Raw genomic sequence first — 18,892 nt, 5'->3', positions numbered from 1 at the left:
TGTTATGATGAAAAAGATTTTTACTCTCGTTTTTATTACTTCGTTTTTAATTTCTTGCAAATGCGCAAAAACGGATGCAGTTTCTAAGCTTGATGGAACTTGGGAATTAAATTATGTTGCAGATTCCCAAACTTTTGATGTTTTATATTCAAATAAAAAGCCAACTATTGTCTTTAGTATTAAAGAGAGTCGTGTTTCGGGAAATAATGGATGTAATTCTTATACGGGAAAACTTAGCGCGACAGGAAACAAAATAGATTTTACACAACCAATGGCGGTAACTAAAATGATGTGTTTGAATGGTAGTCAGGGCGAGCAGGTGTATATGAGTACGCTACAGAAAATTACATCATATGATATTACAGATGATGGTAAAACTTTGAATTTCATTTCTGGAGATATTGCGATGATGCGTTTTACTAAAAAATAGTTTTATGAAAACTAAATTATATGTCTTCCTGTTTCTGATTGCTTTTAATTTTTCAGTTTCTGCACAAGAAAAGACAAAAAAAGAACTCAAGCAAGAAAGAGAATTAAAAAAACTAAACGAAATTAAAGCACTTATCGATTCTCAAAACTTTGTTTTTGAGGCTCAAAAAGCAATGCCTCAAGGAGGTCGATTACTTCAATTGGACTATAATACGTATTTTTTAAAGTTTAAGGCCGATAGTGCAACTTGTGATCTTCCTTTCTTCGGACGTGGTTATAACGTTGGCTATAATGGCGATGGCGGAATAAAATTTGAAGGGAAGCCCGAGAATATTAAAGTCGAAAATAAAAAAAATAATACTATTCTAAAAGCAACAGTGAGAGGAACTAGTGATGTATACGATTTAACATTTTCTATCTTTTATAACGGAAACACAACACTTTCTGTAAGCAGTAATAATAGAGGTCCAATTAGTTATGATGGAGTGATATACGCTCCAAAAACAGCAGAGAAACAATGATGTAATTCAATACTAAACTTGTCACAAATTCGTCTGAATATATGGTAAGAATCTTTTTATGGTTATTAAAGTGGCAGTTTTCGGTTTTGTTTTTCTTTTTTGGTGTATTCACTATGTTGGGTCAGGATTTGGAACCCAGAGCTTATGCTAATGTTCCTAAAGGTCTAAACGTAATTGCGGCAGGGTATGTTTTCATGAATGGAAATGTACTCACAGATCCTTCTTTACCCATAAAAGATTTTACACTTCAAAGCCACAATATGGCTGTAAATTATATCAAAACTTTTGGGTTGGCAGATAAACTGGCTCGTATACAGGTAGGACTGCCTTTTACTTTTATGGACGGATCTGCTGTAATTAGTGATCAGCTGGTTACTGGCTCAAGAATAGGTTTTGCAGATATGAAAGTGCGTTTTGGAATTAATTTGCTAGGTTCTCCTGCACTTGATAAATCTGAATTTAGAAGTTTTGAGCAAAAAACAATTCTTGGAGTCAGTTTGGTTACTTCAATCCCAACAGGAAGATATTATGGCGATAAACAAGTAAACATTGGAACAAACCGCTGGGCTTTTAAGCCCGAAATAGGGGTGTCGAAACGGTTTGCTCACGTTTATGCCGAGGCCTATGGCGGGGTGTGGTTTTATACGGATAATAATGATTATCTAGGAAAAAAATTAGAGCAAAAACCAACCTGTAGTCTTCAGGCGCATGCAAGCTATTATTTTAAAAACCAAATGTGGGTTGGTTTTAATACGACTTGGTTTTTTGGAGGTCGAACTATTGCTGATGGAGTTTCAGATGAGAGTCAGATTGATAATTGGCGAGTGGGGGGAACTTTTTCTACTCCAATTGCAAAAGGGCAGTCCGTTAGATTTCAATATCATATTGGAGCCTATACCAACAACGGACTAAATTATTATGCTCTGTCAGCGGTTTACCAATATTCATTTTTTTAAAACCTGTTGATCGTTTAATGTGTTTAAAATCAGTATATTTGAGTATGCATAAATTTTTAAAAACAAATTTAAAATTAAAACTATGAAAAAATTAGGACTTATTCTTATCATGGCGGCAGCCTCGTTTTCATCTTATGCGCAGTCTTCTTACAAGGAAGATTTAGAAGTAGTACAAAGTGTTTATGGAAAATCTAAAGCTGAGCTGGTAAAGCAGTACATGAATTTATCTGATGCGCAGGCAACAGCTTTTACTAAAGTTTACGATAATTATGAAACGTCGCGAAAAGCTCTAGGGCAGACTAAGTTTCAACTAATAAACGATTATGCGGCCAATTACGAAACTTTAACCGATGAAAAAGCAGATCAATTGGCTAAAGCAACTTTGAAAAACCATATTGATTATGAGAAATTGTATTCTAAAACTTATAATCAAGCAAAAAAAGCGATTGGATCTATTAATGCAGCAAAGTTTATTCAGCTTGAAGTATATCTTCAAACCATAATAAGAAGCGAAATTTTAGAAGCAATTCCGTTTATTGGAGAAATAGATAAGAATAAGGTGCAGTAATCTTATACGACTTATATAAAAAAAGGGAATCATTATGATTCCCTTTTGTATTATTTATTGTTTTTTGACTTTGTAAATCTCATTTACCATTCCGTCACGGAAACTATCTAAAGTAAGTTCCCAAAACATAATTCCGCCTAATTTTTTAGCTTTTACATATTCTGCTTTTGCTTTGATAGATTTTAAATCATCTGATGTTGCAAAAGTTTTCGTTGAAGCATTGTACCAATATGGCGCTTGAGCTTTTTCATCATAAAAATATTTCCAGCCGTTAGCCTCTGTGTATGTTGTAACATAGTTTTTAAAATCAACACCTTGAAAATGCTCTCCAGCTTGATACAATCCGTTATTGATGTTTTCTACATTTTTCCATTGTCTAGTATAGAATGCACCTCCAATTACTAATTTTTCAGCAGGAACACCTGCTTTTAATAAAAACTCAACAGCTCTATCTGTAGATTCTTCTTTCGGATTTGTGCTGTATAATGGTGTATGATGACCTGTAACTTTTGAATATCCGTTAACTAAATCGTAGCTCATGATATTAATGCGGTTTACATAAGGAGCAACAGCTTTCCAGTCTATAGATTCATCTAGACATTTTTGAAAACCTCCCGCAGCAAAACTCAATTCGTATTTTTTTCCTAATGTTGAGCGTAAAATTTTAAGAAGTTCTGTAAAATTAGGTTTATCAGCAGCTTGGTATAAATGTCCAGGAAGCCCTTCAATTGATGGATATTCCCAATCTAAATCTAAACCATCAACTTTAAAATAATCGCTTACTTCTTTTACAGATTTTGCAAATTTTAAGCGTCCTTCAGCAGTTGAAAATGCTTCCGAGCATGGCTCACAGCCTCCCCAGCCACCAAGAGATAAGATAATTTTAAGTTGCGGATTTTTTGCTTTAAGCGAAACCAAATGTTTGATAGTAATAGAGTCTTTAGCTGAATCAACGCTTAATTTCCCATCTTTTAGATGGCAAAAACTAAAAATAATCTGGTTTAATTTTCCAACCTCATATTGGTCAATAAGTTGAGAATCGCCAGTATAGTAGGCAATGATATCCATTTTTTTGTTTTTCTGTGCAAAAGTGGTTGTAATACCAAAACACAGCAAAAAGGATGCGATTAGAGTAATTTGTTTCATTATTTTGTTTTTTTATAGTTTTTAGAATGTTAAATATACTGTAATACATTTAATATTTAACATCGTAAAGGCTCTAGAAAGTTAATTTTAACGAATATTTTGCAAATTTCTGCAAAAATATTGCGTCTTGTAAGTGATGTCTTTCACTGGAAATAACAAAAAAATAAGCCCGCGCAGTTTCGGACTTGCGCGGGCTTAAACAAATTAAAAGCTAAAAACTATCTTGATATTAGAAGCAGTAAGTATCTTCTGCTACTAATTTTGCTGCAATTTTTTCTCTCAATGCCACAACGTTTGGCAGGTTAGTGTATTTAGTGAAACGTTTAAGTCCTATTAACATCATACGTTGCTCATCACCTTCAGCGAAAGAAGCAATTCCTTCTTTTCCTCTTAAGTTTACGATATCTACAGCTTTGTATAAATATAATTTTGCCATAGCGATTTGCTCCTGAACTTTATCTTCGCCTTGAGCTTTTGCTAATTTTTCAGTTCTCAAAATTGTACTTTCAGCCATGTAGATTTCGATTAAGATATCAGAAGCTGCCATTAATAATTGTTGGTGAGCATCTAATTCAGGACCATATTTTTGAACAGCGCTACCAGCAACCATTAAGAAAACTTTTTTCAAGTTAGCTATGATTACTTTTTCTTCTGCGAATAATTCAGAGAAATCTGGCGTGTCAAAAGATGGAATTCCCATTAATTCTTCTTGAACTTTCATTGCTGGTCCAAGTAAATCAACGTGACCTTTCATTGCTTTTTTGATCAACATACCTACAGAAAGCATTCTGTTGATTTCGTTTGTTCCTTCGTAGATACGAGCGATACGAGCATCTCTCCAGGCACTTTCCATTGGAGTATCTTCAGAGAATCCCATTCCACCAAAAATTTGGATACCTTCATCAGAACAAGATTGAACGTCTTCAGAAACGGCTACTTTCAAGATAGAACACTCGATAGCATATTCTTCAACACCTTTCAATTCTGCTTCTTGGTGAGAAGTTCCTTCAGCTTCACGAGCAGCGATTCTGTCTTCGATGTCTTTTGCAGCACGGTAAGAAGCACTTTCTCCAGCGTAAGCATTAGTTGCCATTTCAGCTAATTTAGAACGGATAGCTCCAAAAGATGAAATAGAAGTATTGAACTGAATTCTTTCGTTAGCATATTTTACAGCTCCAGAAGTAACTCTTCTTTGCGCATCTAAACAAGCCGCAGCCAATTTAATACGACCAACGTTTAAAGCATTCATTGCAATTTTGAAACCGTTTCCTCTTTCAGATAACATGTTTTCAACCGGAACTTTTGTTTCGTTGAAGAAAACCTGACGAGTAGAAGAAGCACGGATTCCTAATTTATGCTCTTCTTCATTCATAGAAATTCCGTTAGACGGATCGTTTTCTACGATGAAACCTGTAATATTTTTATCATCTCCAATACGAGCAAAAACGATGAAAACGCTACAGAAACCTGCATTCGAAATCCACATTTTTTGACCTGTAATTAAATAATGAGTTCCGTCTTCAGATAAAACTGCTTTAGTTTTTCCTGAGTTAGCATCAGATCCTGCGCCTGGTTCAGTTAAGCAATAAGCTCCAAACCATTCTCCAGTAGCCAATTTCGGAACGTATTTTTTCTTTTGTTCTTCAGTACCGTAAAGGGTGATTGGCATAGTTCCAATTCCAGTGTGAGCACCAAAAGCAGTAGAGAACGAACCTGTTGCTCCAGAGATGTAGTCACAAACCAACATTGTAGAAACAAATCCCATTCCTAATCCGCCGTATTCTTCTGGAACTGCAACTCCAAGAAGTCCAAGTTCACCAGCTTTACGCATAGATGATTCAGTATACGCATAATCTTTTTTCTCAAAACGATCTTTGTGCGCCCATAATTCTTTGTCAACGAACTCTTTTACAGAGTCACGCATCATTAACTGCTCTTCCGAGAAATCTTCTGGTGTGAAGATGTCCTCGCATTTTGTTTCTTTAACTAAAAACTGACCACCACGAGTCACGTTTTTTTCGATTGTATCTGCCATTTTTTATTTTTTTAGAGAAAAGAAAATAGAATATAGAGAATAGATTTTAAACTGGGTTTACTTTAAGCCGTTTTGAAAACCCATTGTCATCCTTTGGAATTCTTCTATTTTAATTTCTAATTGGTTAAATTGTATCTCGTTTATATATTTTCTATGTTTAGCAATCAATAATTGTGTAACTAGTTCAAATGAAGAACCAAGAGAAATGTCTAAAAAGTGACTAAAAGACTTATCAGTTCTGGAAGATCCTTCAGCAATATTACTAGGCATCGAAACCGAACATCTGCTTATTTGAGAACTCAAATCGTATCGTTCGTGTTTTGGAAATTCTATTAATACATCTGAAATTTCATTAGCAATTGAAATTCCAATCTTCCAAATCTTTAAGTTCTTATAATTGTGTCTCATGTTTTTTAAGCTAAGTTAAGAAATTAAAAATAAGTAGGATTTTTACTACTTATTGAAATTAAATGATCTTATCTCTTCTCAATAAACATCTATTCTCTAAAATCTATTCTCTTTGTTCTATATTCTATCCTCTCTTAAAGAACCTCGTAAATCCCCGCAGACCCTTGCCCAGTTCCCACACACATCGAAACAATTCCGTATTTATTTCCTCTGCGTTTCATCTCATCGAATAACTGAACAGAAAGTTTAGCACCAGTACATCCCAGAGGGTGACCTAAAGCGATTGCTCCACCGTTTACGTTTACGATATCTGGGTTTATATTTAATTCTCTAGTAACTGCTAAAGCTTGTGAAGCAAAAGCCTCGTTTAATTCAATTAACTCAATATCGTTTAATGTTAGACCAGCTTGTTTCAAAGCTTTCGGAATTGCTTTTACAGGTCCGATACCCATAATTCTTGGCTCAACACCAGAAGAAGCAAAGTTTACCAAACGTGCAATTGGCTCAAGGTTTAATTCTTTAACCATTTCTTCGCTCATAATTAAAACGAAAGCAGCACCGTCGCTCATTTGAGAAGAGTTACCTGCAGTTACACTTCCGTCAGCAGCAAAAACTGGTTTTAAACCTGCCAAAGCTTCTTTAGAAGTTCCAGCTCTTGGTCCTTCGTCTTTATTTACAACGTATGATTTTGTTTCTTTTTTACCATTTTCATTGATGAAAGTCTGCTCAACAGTAATTGGAACGATTTGTTTATCGAATTTTCCTTCTGCCTGCGCTTTCAATGCTTTCATGTGAGAGTTGTAAGCAAACTCATCCTGATCTTCTCTAGAGATTTTGTATTGATTAGCCACTGCTTCAGCAGTTAAACCCATTCCCCAGTAGTAATCTTCGTGACCCGCTGCAGCAACTTTATAATCCGGAGTTGGTTTGTAACCTCCCATCGGGATATAACTCATACTTTCTGCACCACCAGCGATGATACAATCTGCCATTCCTGATTGAATTTTAGCAGTCGCCATTCCGATAGTTTCTAATCCAGATGCGCAGTAACGATTTACTGTAACTCCAGGAACATCTTCAACTTTTAATCCCATCAAAGAGATCAAACGTCCAACGTTAAGACCTTGTTCTGCTTCCGGCATGGCATTTCCTACCATAACGTCATCGATACGTTTTTTGTCAAAATTAGGCAGTTCGTCCATTATAAACTGGATCGTTTCTGCAGCTAATTCATCAGGTCTTTTAAATCTAAAAACACCTTTTGGAGCTTTTCCAACTGCTGTTCTATATGCTTTTACTATATATGCTGTTTTCATTTGTTTTGTTTTTTAAGAGTATAGAAGATAGAGTATAGAAAATAGACTTTACGAAATCTCAAATCTATATTCTATTCTCTTTGTTCTATTTTCTAATTACGAAGTGGTTTTCCTTTAGTCAACATGTACTGGATTCTTTCTAACGTTTTACGTTCTGTACATAAACTCAAGAAAGCTTCACGTTCGATATCTAATAAATATTGTTCAGATACTAAAGTTGCTTCAGATAAATCACCACCGGCCATTACGTAAGCTAGTTTGTTAGCGATTTTCTTATCGTGCTCAGAAATGTATTTTCCAGCTTGCATTTGATCTGTTCCTACTAAGAACATACCCAAAGCTTGTTTTCCTAAAACTTTAATATCGTTTCTTCTGATTGGCTGTGTATAACCTGCTTCAGCTAATAACAAAGCATGTTTTTTAGCTTCAGCAATCTGACGATCTTTGTTTACTACGATAACATCTTTTCCATGTTGAAGAAGTCCGGTATCAAAAGCTTCATAACCAGAAGTCGAAACTTTAGCCATAGCGATTGTTAAGAAATACTCTTGAAGAACGTTCAATTCCACATCATTTTTGCGGAATAAATCAGAAGCTCTTAAAGTCATTTCTTTAGAACCACCACCGCCAGGGATAACTCCAACACCAAATTCAACTAATCCCATATACGTTTCCGCAGCAGCTACCACTTTATCAGCATGTAAGCTCATTTCGCATCCACCGCCAAAAGTCATTCCGTGAGGCGCTACTACAACTGGAATAGAAGAGTAACGAACACGCATCATGGTATCTTGGAACAATTTAATTGCCATATTCAATTCATCATATTCCTGCTCAACCGCCATCATGAAAATCATTCCGATATTAGCCCCAACAGAGAAATTTGCTGCTTGGTTTCCAATAACTAAACCTTGATATTCTTTTTCAGATAAGTCGATTGCTTTATTGATAGCTTGTAGAACGTCACCACCAATTGTATTCATTTTAGATTGGAATTCTAAGTTTAAGATTCCGTCTCCTAAATCCTGAATGATTGCACCGCTATTGCTCCAAACTTTTTTGCTTTCGCGAATGTTGTTTAGGATAATGAATGAATCTTGTCCAGGAACTTTTACTTGTGATTTTGTTGGAATGTTATAGAAATAAGTCGCTCCCTCTTTTACAGTATAGAAACTATCGCTTCCAGAAGCCAACATTTCAGTAACCCATGCAGCAGGCTCTAAACCTTCCGCTTTCATGATTTCAATTCCTTTCGCAACACCAATAGCATCCCAGATTTCGAATGGACCATTTTCCCATCCAAAACCAGCTTTCATGGCATCGTCAATTTTGTATAATTCGTCTGAGATTTCAGGAACTCTGTTTGATACATACGCAAACATTCCAGCGAAACTCTTACGGTAGAATTCTCCCGCTTTGTCTGTTCCTTTAACTAAAACTTTAAAACGATTGATTGGTTTATCAATAGTTTTAGTTAATTCAAGAGTAGCAAAATTTGCTTTTTTCGCAGCGCGGTATTCTAATGTATCTAAGTCTAAAGAAAGAATATCTTTATCTACTTTTTTATAAAAACCTTGTCCAGTTTTGCTTCCTAACCAATTATTTTCCATCATTTTGTTGATGAAATCAGGAAGTTTGAACAATTCGTGTTGCTCGTCGTTAGGGCAGTTTTCGTAAATACCGTTGGCAACGTGTACCAAAGTATCCAAACCAACAACGTCAACAGTACGGAAAGTAGCTGATTTTGGACGACCGATAACTGGACCAGTCAATTTATCAACTTCTTCAATTGTTAATCCCATTTCTTTTACTAAGTGGAATAAACTTTGGATTCCGTAAATACCAATTCTATTTCCAATAAACGCCGGAGTATCTTTAGCAACAACAGAAGTTTTTCCTAAGAATTTAGATCCGTATTCGTTTAAGAAATCCAATACTTCAGTAGAAGTTTTTGGACCAGGAATAATTTCAAATAATTTTAAGTAACGCGCAGGGTTAAAAAAGTGAGTTCCGCAAAAGTGCTGTTGGAAATCTTCGCTTCTTCCTTCACTCATAAAATGAATTGGAATACCAGAAGTGTTAGAAGTAACTAAAGTTCCCGGTTTACGGAATTTCTCGATTTGTTCAAAAACTAATTTCTTAATGTCTAAACGCTCCACAACAACCTCGATAATCCAGTCAACATTGGCAATTTTTGCCATATCATCTGTCGTATTTCCAGTTGTGATTCGGTTTGCGAATTTCTGACTGTAAATAGGAGATGGTTTTGATTTTAATGAATTCGCCAAATGTTCGTTTACCACACGGTTGCGAACGGCTTTACTTTCAAGTGTTAATCCTTTTTTAGCTTCAGCTTCGGTCAGTTCACGCGGTACAATGTCCAGAAGTAAAACTTCGACACCAATGTTAGCAAAATGACAAGCTATACCTGAACCCATAATTCCGGATCCAATTACAGCAACTTTTTTAATTGTGCGTTTCATATTTGTTAATTTTGTTTTCTATTTGTCAAATATGTTATCGCCTTTTTATTAATTGGAAAAAACTTTATTGTGGGCGATTTCATAATTTGTTACTATTTGTTTGTAGGAGGAAAAGAATATTATTCTTTTTCTGTGTTTTCTGTTTGATTAAATATGTTTTTATCGTGAATCAGCTCATTGATGATTTCAGAAACTTCGATAAAATGATTCAGCTTTTCTTCCGAAACATGTTTTCTTACCATTTCATTAAACTTCAGAACCGTATTTTTAGATAAATCTCTTTTTTCTTTCCCAAAATCAGTCAGATAGATTAAAACACCTCTGCCGTCGCTTGGGTTCTTTTTGCGAACAATCAAACCTTTTTCTTCCATAGATTTTAAAGTTCTTGTTAAGCTGGTGGCTTCCATACCCATTCTAGGGCCTAGAGCCGTTGATGGAGTTCCTTCTTCCTTGTCCATACTTAAAAGAGCAAATCCTGTCGCCATTGTTGCATCATACTTTGCAGCCTCTTCATTATACATTCTTGAAACAGCTTGCCATGTCGCTCTTAAAATATAATCTATCGTTTTGTCTTTCATAGGTAACTATATCGATTTCAAATATAATTAAAAAATACTATGCATGCATATAATTTTTTAATAATTTTTTGGTTAGTTATAAAATATCCCTGATTTAGAGGGTTTTGGTAGTTTATTTTAAGTGAAATATACTATTCTTTTTTTAGATTTTAACATTTTTAATGCGGTAAAAATCTTTTTTTAATTTTTAAAAAGCATTTATTTCTGTATTCTGTAAAAAATCATGCATTTATTTCAGTTGGTTTTTGAGAATCGTAACGCGAAATTGCCTCCTGAAGGGTTTTTTTCATACGATTTCTCAGACTTTCAGGTCTTAAAATTTCCAGACAGCTTCCAAAACCTAGAAGGAGTCTTTCCATTTCATAATTTGGTATTACATATATATGTATAATAACACTCCCGTCTTCATTTTCCTTAATTAATCGCTGAGACGTATGCAAAGGTTTAGTGAGTACATAAGGCGCATTCGAAGCATCTACCCATAATTCAATTCGTCTTGCATTCAATCCCGAATTTACTGTAACACCAATGACATCTTTGTAATAAATGTCAGCGTCAAAATCTTCTTCTAAATAAGGAAGATTAAAATCGTAATCAATAGAAATGATTCTATCCAAAGCCAAATTGGTAATGGGCTGCGAGGCTTTTTTCTTTCCGATTAAAAACCAGCGATTATTAAACTCTTTTAATATAAAAGGATGAAAATGGAATTTTGTTTCTTCTCTGGATTTAAAAGATTTATAAGTAATAATGAGAACCATTTTCTTGATAATCGCCTGATATATTTCGTCCAGATAATGAAGCCCTTTTAGTTTCTCATTTTTATCCAGATAAATAACAGGTTTGGTATGCGATTTCTCGGCGTAGATTTTATCCTCTAACCGCTGTAGAATATCCGATACATCATTAAATAAAGAGAAATCTTTAAACTGTTTTAGCATAGAAACCGTTTCGGTCAAAACATTCATGTCGGTTTCCGTCAGCGGAATATCGGTTATCGAAAAATCTTCATCTTCATATTTATAATACTTTTTATCGTAAACCACGATCGGAGCATTATAACCCAATTTCTCACTTCGCATCAGCTGAATATCCATTTGAATGGTTCGCTTACTGATTGGATTTTGGCGTCCTTCATATTCAAATAATGCTTCAGAACAGCATTCGATTAAATCTTCGAGTGTCCATTGCCTGTATTTGTTCTGCAGACATTTATCGATCGTTTTGTATCTAATTAAAGCGTTTTTGTTTTGTGACATTGCTGTGTGTGTTTTGCTCGCAATCCCGATAACTATCGGGAGCGAAGGCGCAAAGTTTTTATTTTTTTAAGCCACAGATTATGAGGATTAAAATGATTTTCCCCATTTTATGTCATCCTGAGGAACGAAGGATCACACAAGAAACTCTACAAAGATTGGCGATTCTCTTTGAGGAATATTGGATGTGATCCTTCGTTCCTCAGGATGACAAACTGTGCGTTTAATTAATACTTTAAATAAAAACTTTGCGACTCTGCGTCTTTGCGAGATTCAATTTTTAGTTTAATAACTCTATTTCCTTTTCAATATTAATTCTCGCTTTTCCCTCATATAAATTCCTAAACTCATCAGTCTGAAAAATAAATTCATTCTCCAGAAAATGCTTTAACGCTTTTGCGCGTCCGGGTTTGTATAGAAAATCAGGATAAATGCGATATTCTTTTCTAATTTGTTCGAAATAGATTTTATAATCATCCCAATCTTTAGCGAGGATTTTCAAATCAAAATCAATTAACCAGTTAATGTCTTCAATTTCATTTTGCCGATGCTGTTGTGTAGCACAAATCGCATCAAAGACCAATTGTTTATTTATATTGATATTTTCAGGTAAAACTGCCCAAGCATATTCAGCACTTTTAAGTTCGTTATCTTTTTTGGATGCCGAATACACAAAATCATGATAAAAAATAGAAAATAATATTTCGTTTGGATTTTGAAGTTTATCGCAATACGTTTCAAAACCCTCTATCATTTCTTTTAAATGGGTGAGATTATGATAATGCCTTGATTTTTTGGAATATGCCTTTTCTAAATCCAGCCATTTTAACTGAATTTCATTTGCTGAAAAGCCAATATTTGATAGTAAATCAGAATAAATTTCTTTTAAGTTCATAATCGTAAGTGGATTTATTAAGCTCCAGAGGAGCTAAATATTTATGGCTAATTGATAAGACCCAATCATAAAGCTCCAGCGGAGCGACAGTTAAGTTGGGTTTTATTAAAAAATATGTCGCCCCGCTGGGGCTTTTTTTAGGCATCATCAAAGAGCTATAAATATTTCGTCCCGCTGGGACTTACGCGCTTTTTTCAAATTAATATTTACTCAAATTTAAAATTCTTTTTTTACTGCGCAAAATAATTGCGTAGTAGTTTTGAAATCTTTGCTCAGGAAATAAAACAAATAGTATTTCTAAAAAATGAAACAAAATTTTTACTACGCAAAATTACTGCGCACTAGTTTAGAAATCTTTGTTCAGAAATAAAAACAAACGTTCATAGAAATAAAAAAAAGAATAAAACAGGTCAAGTTTGAGTTACTTCGAAACACTTTCCACGTACACACTTACACCATTACCTTTTTATTTTATAATCATAATTGGGGCAGTAGCTCAGTGGTAGAGCAGGTAGTTTTGAAATTATCAATTAAAGGTCAATCAAAATTTACTTCTTACACTTTTAATGTCCGTGTCGTGGGTTCGAATCCCATCTGCTCCACAATTAATGGTCAATTGAAACTTACTTCAGAAAATTGGTACTACGGTTCGAATTCGGCAAGTTTTAAAATCATCATTAATAAAAAAACGAGGGTCAAGATTAACTTACTTCTCGGGGAAACCCACCAGATAAACTCAGTTAATCAATTATCGTCAAATTTCAGGTCAAGTGTTTCTTACTTCAAAAATCTTTTAGGTAGAACTCAGAAACACCATTATCTAAATTTTAAAAAATTGAAAAAATGAAAACAAGAGAATTATTAAAAATCAGTTTACGCCAAAATGCTATTTTCATTCCATCAGAAATGATTAAGAATGACGTTAAAAATTTATCAGGAACAACATCCGTTTTGTTAGCGAATGTTTCTAAACTTGGATTTACATTTTCTGAGTCATTATTACATGCTTTAAATAATGTCAACCCAAATTATAAAGTTGAGGTTTTAGAAGTTCTGAAAGCAATTTTAGGAACAGATAAAAACTGGACGCCATTGGTAAAAGAATGGAACGTTCCAACAGGCGAATCTGTTGTAGATCATATTATCACGTATTTCGGAAATGTTTTTAAAACTAAAAACGGAACAACTTTACAATGCGGTCATATTATCCCAGATAATACTTTTCCATTAGAAAGATACAACGGTTGTCCGTTCTGCGGAACTCCGTTTGAATTTGGAAAACTGGAAAATATCGGTCAAGGAAGCAAATTGAAAATGCTGGAATTATGGACAGAAAAAGATTTAAATGATTTCTATATCTCGTTATTGCAATCTAAAACCGCTTTAGACGCTACTCAGGTAGATAGTTTAAAAATGGCGATGCAATATTTGCCTTTACCAAAAACAGAAGTAGCAATGAAGGAAACTTTAATGCTGGTGATTGACCTTTTGATCGAAAACGGTAAAGAAGACGAAGCGTCTCAGTTTTTAAAAACGCCAACAGATATCTTGCGATACTTATGGTATAAAAACACAGGAATGCTTCAAATTATCGAGCCAAAAGCGATTATCAAAAGAACATCAAAAAATGCACAACATTTCCATAATGTTTTAGATACAAGCGTTCAGGCGAGAATTGCTTCTCAAAAAGATTTGAAACTAAAATATTCCCGAAAAGAATGTTTAATGGTAGCAAATTGGTTGAATAATATGAATATGGAAGTGGAGGCAATGTGCGAAACCATGCATCCAAAACGCGGAATGTGGGTTCGTTTTATCCGAGCGCTTCGTTTGGCAGAATACAGCAAAAGAAAAGGATTCGAGAAATTGAATTTTTTAATGGATGTATTTTACAACCAAGTGTATGATGTTTGGCAAAGCAAAGTAGATTCGTCAAGATTGAAATTTGATGCCGATAAAACATTTGCGTTATTAAAACAACGCCCAGGATTGTTTGCACGTTCGTTATTTTCGAATATGCTTTGGTTTGGTGCGGAAGAAACGATTGCCCATTTTGAAGAAATCATCGATAAAGTTCCGGCTCGATTGGTGTTTACTTTAAATATGTATGCTCAAAATTACTTTGATAAAAACATGCAGCGAAGTGTGAAACCTTTGGGCGGAACAAACAAAAGAATTGAACCAAACGGTTTATTGAAATTGTATGATGATGTGCAGTTGGAAGCGATGAAAAACCAAATCGAAGAATTGTGTCTTTTGGCCATGAAAAAACGATTTACAAAAATTGCGAACACCAATAAAACAATGTATATCGATCCGCAATTGTTTAACATTCCGGTTTCTATAGGAGATCGAAGCGAAACCGTTCAGGATTTGCCGGTTGCTTTAATGGGAACACGTTTCCCAGTTGAAGGTAACGAAGTGCGATTGTTTATGCAATGGGGTAAAGATTTGCCAGCGCAACATTTAGATATGGATTTAAGCTGTCATATCGCTTATGAAGATAAAGCCGATATTTGTTCTTTCAGCCGATTGACAACTACAGGTTGTCAGCATAGTGGAGATATCCGAAGCATTCCGAATAAAATTGGAACTGCCGAATATATCAACATCAACATCGACGAATTGGCGAAAGCCAAAGCGAAATTTGTAACTTTTACTTGCAATGCCTACAGCAACGGAAGTATTACGCCAAATCTAGTTGTAGGTTGGATGAACAGCAAACACCCGATGAAAATTTCAGAGAAAACTGGTGTAGCATACGATCCGTCGTGTGTAGATCATCAGGTTCGTGTGACGCAAAATGTTGCCAAAGGTTTGGTTTTTGGAGTGTTGGATGTAGCCAAAAGAGAAATCGTTTGGTTAGAGATGACTTTCGGAGGTCAGGTTGTAGGTGGATTGGATTTCAAAGGCGTTCAGGCGTTGTTGGCAAAACTAAACAGCAAATTGAATATTGGTAGTTTGTTACAGCTTAAAGCGGAAGCTCAAGGTTTAACGATTACTGAAAATGAAGTTGCCGATGAGGTGTATACAGCACAATGGGCGATGAATCCAGCGGTTGTGACGCAATTATTGGTGGATTAAGTTGCAAAGTGACAAAGTGACAAAGTGACAAAGTAATAAAGGTTTGTAGAGGCGCACTGCTGTGCGTCTCCGCAAAGATTGGTAAATTTAATCTCGCAAAGGCGCAGAGACGCAGAGTTTTTTTAAGTTTTTTATTAAACGTACTGTTTGTCATCCTGAGGAACGAAGGATCACACAAGAAACTCGACAAAGATTGGCGATTCTTTTTGAGGAATATTGGATGTGATCCTTCGTTCCTCAGGATGACAAAAAATGAAAAAAAAAATCATTTTAATCCTCATAATCTGTGGCTTAAAAAAGAAAAACCTTTTCGACTCTGCTCCCGATAGCTATCGGGATTGCGAGAAATAAAAAACTACGCAAAATAACTGCGCAGTAGCAATTAACCTTTGTACTATCAAAATAGAAAGACAAATGAAAACACAAATAAACGGTACAGATATATTAGAATTAGGATTTCCTGAAGGAAAAATAATTGGGATTGCCTTAAAAATAAACAGCAAAAGAAACGGATTCACAAGAGACGAAATGATCACAAATTTCAAAAACGTCTTAGAAACTCCGGAGAATTATATAGACGATAAAATCTTCAGCAAACTGGCTGTGGCTTTAATCGAAAAATCGAATGAAAAACCAGAAGATTTCATTGCGTTAAACGAAAATCCAAATGCATATTCGGCTTACGGATTGGATCATATCGAAGACGGAGCCAGAAAACAAATGGAAGTTGCCATGAAATTGCCTGTTACGGTTGCGGGAGCTTTAATGCCAGACGCACACCAAGGTTACGGATTACCGATTGGCGGGGTTTTAGCCACAAAAAATGCCATTATTCCGTATGGTGTTGGAGTTGATATTGGGTGTAGAATGGCGTTGTCGGTTTACGATATTCCAGAAGATTTTTACTTTGAAAACGAAGCCAAATTCAAAAAAGAATTAATTGCAAATTCGATTTTTGGAGCAGGTCACGGATTTCATGGTCAGTACAAATCAGATCATGCGGTTTTGGAGAACGAGACTTTTAATATGAATCCGTTTGTGAAGAATCTGAAAGATAAAGCCTGGTCGCAATTAGGATCTTCGGGTGGTGGAAATCACTTTGTGGAATTCGGGATCATGGAATTTGCACAAGACGATGCGGTTTTGAATATTCCAAAAGGAAAATACGTCGCTTTGTTAACGCATTCTGGTTCACGTGGAATGGGTGCAACCATTGCAGGACATTATACTAAAATCGCCAAAGATGAATGCAGACTTCCAGAAGTTGCCAAAAACTTAGCGTATTTAGATATGAATTCACAATTAGGACAGGAATACTGGTTAGCGATGAATTTGGCGGGAGATTACGCTTCGGCTTGTCACGAAATTATCCATAACAAAATGGAACGCGCTCTAGGGGCGACGATTTTAGCCAAAGTCGAAAACCATCATAATTTCGCTTGGAAAGAAATCTGGAACGGCGAAGAAGTGATCGTACATAGAAAAGGAGCAACTCCAGCCGGAAAAGGCGTTATGGGAATCATTCCGGGAAGTATGACCGCACCGGGATTTTTGGTGAGAGGAAAAGGCGAGGAGAACGCCATTAATTCGGCTTCGCATGGAGCAGGAAGACAAATGAGCAGAACCCAAGCCATCAAAAACATCACACAATCCGAAATGAAATCGATCCTGAGAGATCATGGCGTTACGCTTATCGGAGCGGGTCTAGACGAAGCCCCAATGGCGTATAAAGATATCAATCAGGTGATGGAAGCGCAACAGGATTTGGTTGATGTTGTTGCGAAATTTACTCCGAAATTAGTGAGAATGGCAGATGATGGAAGTAAGGAGGATTAAGTTTTTTAGTTTTTAGTGTTCAGTCGCGGTCGCAGTTTTCAGTGTAGAGGCGAACTGCAGTGCGTCTAACGCCCAGTTTGTCATCCTGAGGAACGAAGGATCATACAAGAGACTCTACAAAGATTGGCGATTCTCTTTGAGGAATATTGGATGTGATCCTTCGTTCCTCAGGATGACAAACTGTGTGATTAAAGATTTTTTCGCGCAGATTTCGCAGATTGTGCAGATTTTTTTTTAATCCTTTTAATCTTAATAATCTGTGGCTAAAAAAAACTTAGCGACTCTGCGACTTTGCGAGATTAAAAACAAAAAACTTTGCGCCCTAGCGCCTTCGTGGCAAAAAAATAAATAATTTAAGGCAACAGAGAGGAAAAAACCTTAGCACCTTAGCCTCTCAGAACCTTAGCAACTTTAAAAAAAATGAATTATATAGACATAGGAATTAACCTAACAAACAAACAATTCCAAAACGACATAGACGATGTCGTACAAGACGCGCTCGATGCCGATGTATCGCAAATGATACTCACAGGCACCAGCGTACGAAATAGTGAAGAATCGGCGAAGATTGCGAGGCAATATCCGGGCGTGTTGTATGCAACGGCGGGAATACATCCGCATGATGCGAAGAGTTTCGATGCGCAGAGTATTTCGAAACTGAAGAAATTATTAGAACTGAAACATGTAGTTTCGGTTGGCGAATGCGGACTCGATTTTGATCGTGACTTTTCGCCCAGAAACAAACAGGAAGAATGTTATAAAGCCCAATTAGAATTGGCGATTGAAGTTCAGAAAACTTTGTTTTTGCACGAAAGAAGCGCTTTTATTTCGTTTATGAATATTACCAAAGACTATTTACCGCAATTGCCAAAAGCCGTTGTACATTGTTTTACAGGAACGTTGCAGGAAGCTAAAACCTATCTCGATAACGGTTTTTATCTGGGTTTTACGGGAGCGATTTCAGATGCCAAGCGTTTCAGTCATTTAAAAGAAGTCATTCAGTACGTACCGCTCGACCGAATGATGATTGAAACCGATGCGCCGTTTATGCTTCCTAAAAATGTCCCGAACAGCCTTTTAAAGAAATACCACGAACGCCGTTGCGAACCTGCTTTTCTGCCGTATGTTGCCGGAACAATTGCACAGTTTAAAGGAATTACTTTGGATAAGGTTGCGGAGGAAACGACGAGGAATGCTAAAAGCTTTTTTGGGATTTAAAATATTAATTAGAAGATTATTTGTTGGCTTTTAAATTAGGTGTTTGTACTTGGTTTGAAGGCTTTTTGTTTGTATATATTTGAACATAAGGGTGTATTAAAGATTTTATATTGATTTATGGAAATCCGTAAAAATATTTGTAAGATATGATGCACCTTTGAAT

15 protein-coding genes and 1 tRNA gene are annotated in these 18,892 nt (G+C 35.6%); 8 read left to right on the top strand and 8 right to left on the bottom strand.

The window, feature by feature from the left end; genetic code table 11:
* Nucleotides 1–4 precede the first annotated feature (4 nt).
* From BSF41_RS07725 to BSF41_RS07710, 4 genes are all read left to right on the top strand, one after another.
* On the top strand, nucleotides 5–430 hold the full coding sequence (locus BSF41_RS07725) for an META domain-containing protein (protein WP_095928919.1): 426 nt from the start codon (nucleotides 5–7) through the stop codon (nucleotides 428–430).
* Nucleotides 431–434: 4 nt separating this feature from the next.
* The gene (locus BSF41_RS07720) at nucleotides 435–950 is read left to right on the top strand and encodes a DUF4251 domain-containing protein (RefSeq protein WP_095928918.1); all 516 of its coding nucleotides are present in this window, start codon (nucleotides 435–437) and stop codon (nucleotides 948–950) included.
* A 41-nt stretch (nucleotides 951–991) separates the two neighbouring features.
* A complete protein-coding gene (locus BSF41_RS07715) occupies nucleotides 992–1,906 on the top strand; it encodes a transporter (protein WP_095928917.1) in 915 nt (304 codons plus the stop codon).
* A gap of 82 nt (nucleotides 1,907–1,988) precedes the next feature.
* Nucleotides 1,989–2,474, top strand: coding sequence for a hypothetical protein (locus tag BSF41_RS07710; protein ID WP_095928916.1), 486 nt, complete (start codon nucleotides 1,989–1,991; stop codon nucleotides 2,472–2,474).
* A gap of 54 nt (nucleotides 2,475–2,528) precedes the next feature.
* On the opposite strand, the gene BSF41_RS07705 is transcribed toward BSF41_RS07710, so the two are convergent.
* The 8 genes from BSF41_RS07705 to BSF41_RS07670 form a co-directional block, all read right to left on the bottom strand.
* Nucleotides 2,529–3,620 carry a glycoside hydrolase family 18 protein gene (locus tag BSF41_RS07705; protein WP_095928915.1) on the bottom strand — a complete coding sequence of 364 codons (1,092 nt, stop codon included), beginning with the start codon at nucleotides 3,618–3,620 and terminating at the stop codon, nucleotides 2,529–2,531.
* Nucleotides 3,621–3,849: 229 nt separating this feature from the next.
* Nucleotides 3,850–5,655 carry an acyl-CoA dehydrogenase family protein gene (locus BSF41_RS07700; protein ID WP_095928914.1) on the bottom strand — a complete coding sequence of 602 codons (1,806 nt, stop codon included), beginning with the start codon at nucleotides 5,653–5,655 and terminating at the stop codon, nucleotides 3,850–3,852.
* Between the two features lie 57 nt (nucleotides 5,656–5,712).
* On the bottom strand, nucleotides 5,713–6,063 hold the full coding sequence (locus tag BSF41_RS07695; RefSeq protein WP_095928913.1) for a four helix bundle protein: 351 nt from the start codon (nucleotides 6,061–6,063) through the stop codon (nucleotides 5,713–5,715).
* Nucleotides 6,064–6,197: 134 nt separating this feature from the next.
* Nucleotides 6,198–7,379 carry an acetyl-CoA C-acyltransferase gene (locus BSF41_RS07690; RefSeq protein WP_095928912.1) on the bottom strand — a complete coding sequence of 394 codons (1,182 nt, stop codon included), beginning with the start codon at nucleotides 7,377–7,379 and terminating at the stop codon, nucleotides 6,198–6,200.
* Between the two features lie 92 nt (nucleotides 7,380–7,471).
* Entirely contained in the window at nucleotides 7,472–9,862 is a 2,391-nt protein-coding gene (locus BSF41_RS07685; RefSeq protein WP_095928911.1) for a 3-hydroxyacyl-CoA dehydrogenase/enoyl-CoA hydratase family protein, read from the bottom strand.
* A gap of 119 nt (nucleotides 9,863–9,981) precedes the next feature.
* A complete protein-coding gene (locus BSF41_RS07680; RefSeq protein WP_095928910.1) occupies nucleotides 9,982–10,440 on the bottom strand; it encodes a MarR family winged helix-turn-helix transcriptional regulator in 459 nt (152 codons plus the stop codon).
* A 221-nt stretch (nucleotides 10,441–10,661) separates the two neighbouring features.
* Nucleotides 10,662–11,699, bottom strand: coding sequence for a YafY family protein (locus BSF41_RS07675; RefSeq protein ID WP_095928909.1), 1,038 nt, complete (start codon nucleotides 11,697–11,699; stop codon nucleotides 10,662–10,664).
* A gap of 277 nt (nucleotides 11,700–11,976) precedes the next feature.
* The gene (locus BSF41_RS07670) at nucleotides 11,977–12,591 is read right to left on the bottom strand and encodes a hypothetical protein (protein WP_095928908.1); all 615 of its coding nucleotides are present in this window, start codon (nucleotides 12,589–12,591) and stop codon (nucleotides 11,977–11,979) included.
* A gap of 485 nt (nucleotides 12,592–13,076) precedes the next feature.
* Between BSF41_RS07670 and BSF41_RS23655 the strand changes: the two genes are divergently transcribed.
* From BSF41_RS23655 to BSF41_RS07655, 4 genes are all read left to right on the top strand, one after another.
* Nucleotides 13,077–13,193: transfer RNA gene (locus BSF41_RS23655), tRNA-OTHER, on the top strand.
* Nucleotides 13,194–13,434: 241 nt separating this feature from the next.
* Nucleotides 13,435–15,675, top strand: coding sequence for a hypothetical protein (locus BSF41_RS07665; RefSeq protein WP_095928907.1), 2,241 nt, complete (start codon nucleotides 13,435–13,437; stop codon nucleotides 15,673–15,675).
* A gap of 414 nt (nucleotides 15,676–16,089) precedes the next feature.
* Complete coding sequence (locus BSF41_RS07660; RefSeq protein WP_095928906.1) at nucleotides 16,090–17,511, top strand: RtcB family protein; 1,422 nt, start codon at nucleotides 16,090–16,092, stop codon at nucleotides 17,509–17,511.
* A gap of 420 nt (nucleotides 17,512–17,931) precedes the next feature.
* A complete protein-coding gene (locus BSF41_RS07655) occupies nucleotides 17,932–18,729 on the top strand; it encodes a TatD family hydrolase (protein ID WP_095928905.1) in 798 nt (265 codons plus the stop codon).
* The last annotated feature ends 163 nt before the right edge of the window (nucleotides 18,730–18,892 follow it).

Source organism: Flavobacterium sp. ACN2 (assembly GCF_002303885.1).
Lineage (GTDB): Bacteria > Bacteroidota > Bacteroidia > Flavobacteriales > Flavobacteriaceae > Flavobacterium.
Note: the sequence above shows the minus strand (reverse complement) of the source record. Positions and strands in the feature narration are given on the sequence as shown.

Coding starts and splice junctions, on each gene's coding strand:
- BSF41_RS07725 (WP_095928919.1), top strand. CDS start 5: ATGATGAAAAAGATTTTTACTCTCGTTTTTATTACTTCGTTTTTAATT.
- BSF41_RS07720 (WP_095928918.1), top strand. CDS start 435: ATGAAAACTAAATTATATGTCTTCCTGTTTCTGATTGCTTTTAATTTT.
- BSF41_RS07715 (WP_095928917.1), top strand. CDS start 992: ATGGTAAGAATCTTTTTATGGTTATTAAAGTGGCAGTTTTCGGTTTTG.
- BSF41_RS07710 (WP_095928916.1), top strand. CDS start 1,989: ATGAAAAAATTAGGACTTATTCTTATCATGGCGGCAGCCTCGTTTTCA.
- BSF41_RS07705 (WP_095928915.1), bottom strand. CDS start 3,620: ATGAAACAAATTACTCTAATCGCATCCTTTTTGCTGTGTTTTGGTATT.
- BSF41_RS07700 (WP_095928914.1), bottom strand. CDS start 5,655: ATGGCAGATACAATCGAAAAAAACGTGACTCGTGGTGGTCAGTTTTTA.
- BSF41_RS07695 (WP_095928913.1), bottom strand. CDS start 6,063: ATGAGACACAATTATAAGAACTTAAAGATTTGGAAGATTGGAATTTCA.
- BSF41_RS07690 (WP_095928912.1), bottom strand. CDS start 7,379: ATGAAAACAGCATATATAGTAAAAGCATATAGAACAGCAGTTGGAAAA.
- BSF41_RS07685 (WP_095928911.1), bottom strand. CDS start 9,862: ATGAAACGCACAATTAAAAAAGTTGCTGTAATTGGATCCGGAATTATG.
- BSF41_RS07680 (WP_095928910.1), bottom strand. CDS start 10,440: ATGAAAGACAAAACGATAGATTATATTTTAAGAGCGACATGGCAAGCT.
- BSF41_RS07675 (WP_095928909.1), bottom strand. CDS start 11,699: ATGTCACAAAACAAAAACGCTTTAATTAGATACAAAACGATCGATAAA.
- BSF41_RS07670 (WP_095928908.1), bottom strand. CDS start 12,591: ATGAACTTAAAAGAAATTTATTCTGATTTACTATCAAATATTGGCTTT.
- BSF41_RS07665 (WP_095928907.1), top strand. CDS start 13,435: ATGAAAACAAGAGAATTATTAAAAATCAGTTTACGCCAAAATGCTATT.
- BSF41_RS07660 (WP_095928906.1), top strand. CDS start 16,090: ATGAAAACACAAATAAACGGTACAGATATATTAGAATTAGGATTTCCT.
- BSF41_RS07655 (WP_095928905.1), top strand. CDS start 17,932: ATGAATTATATAGACATAGGAATTAACCTAACAAACAAACAATTCCAA.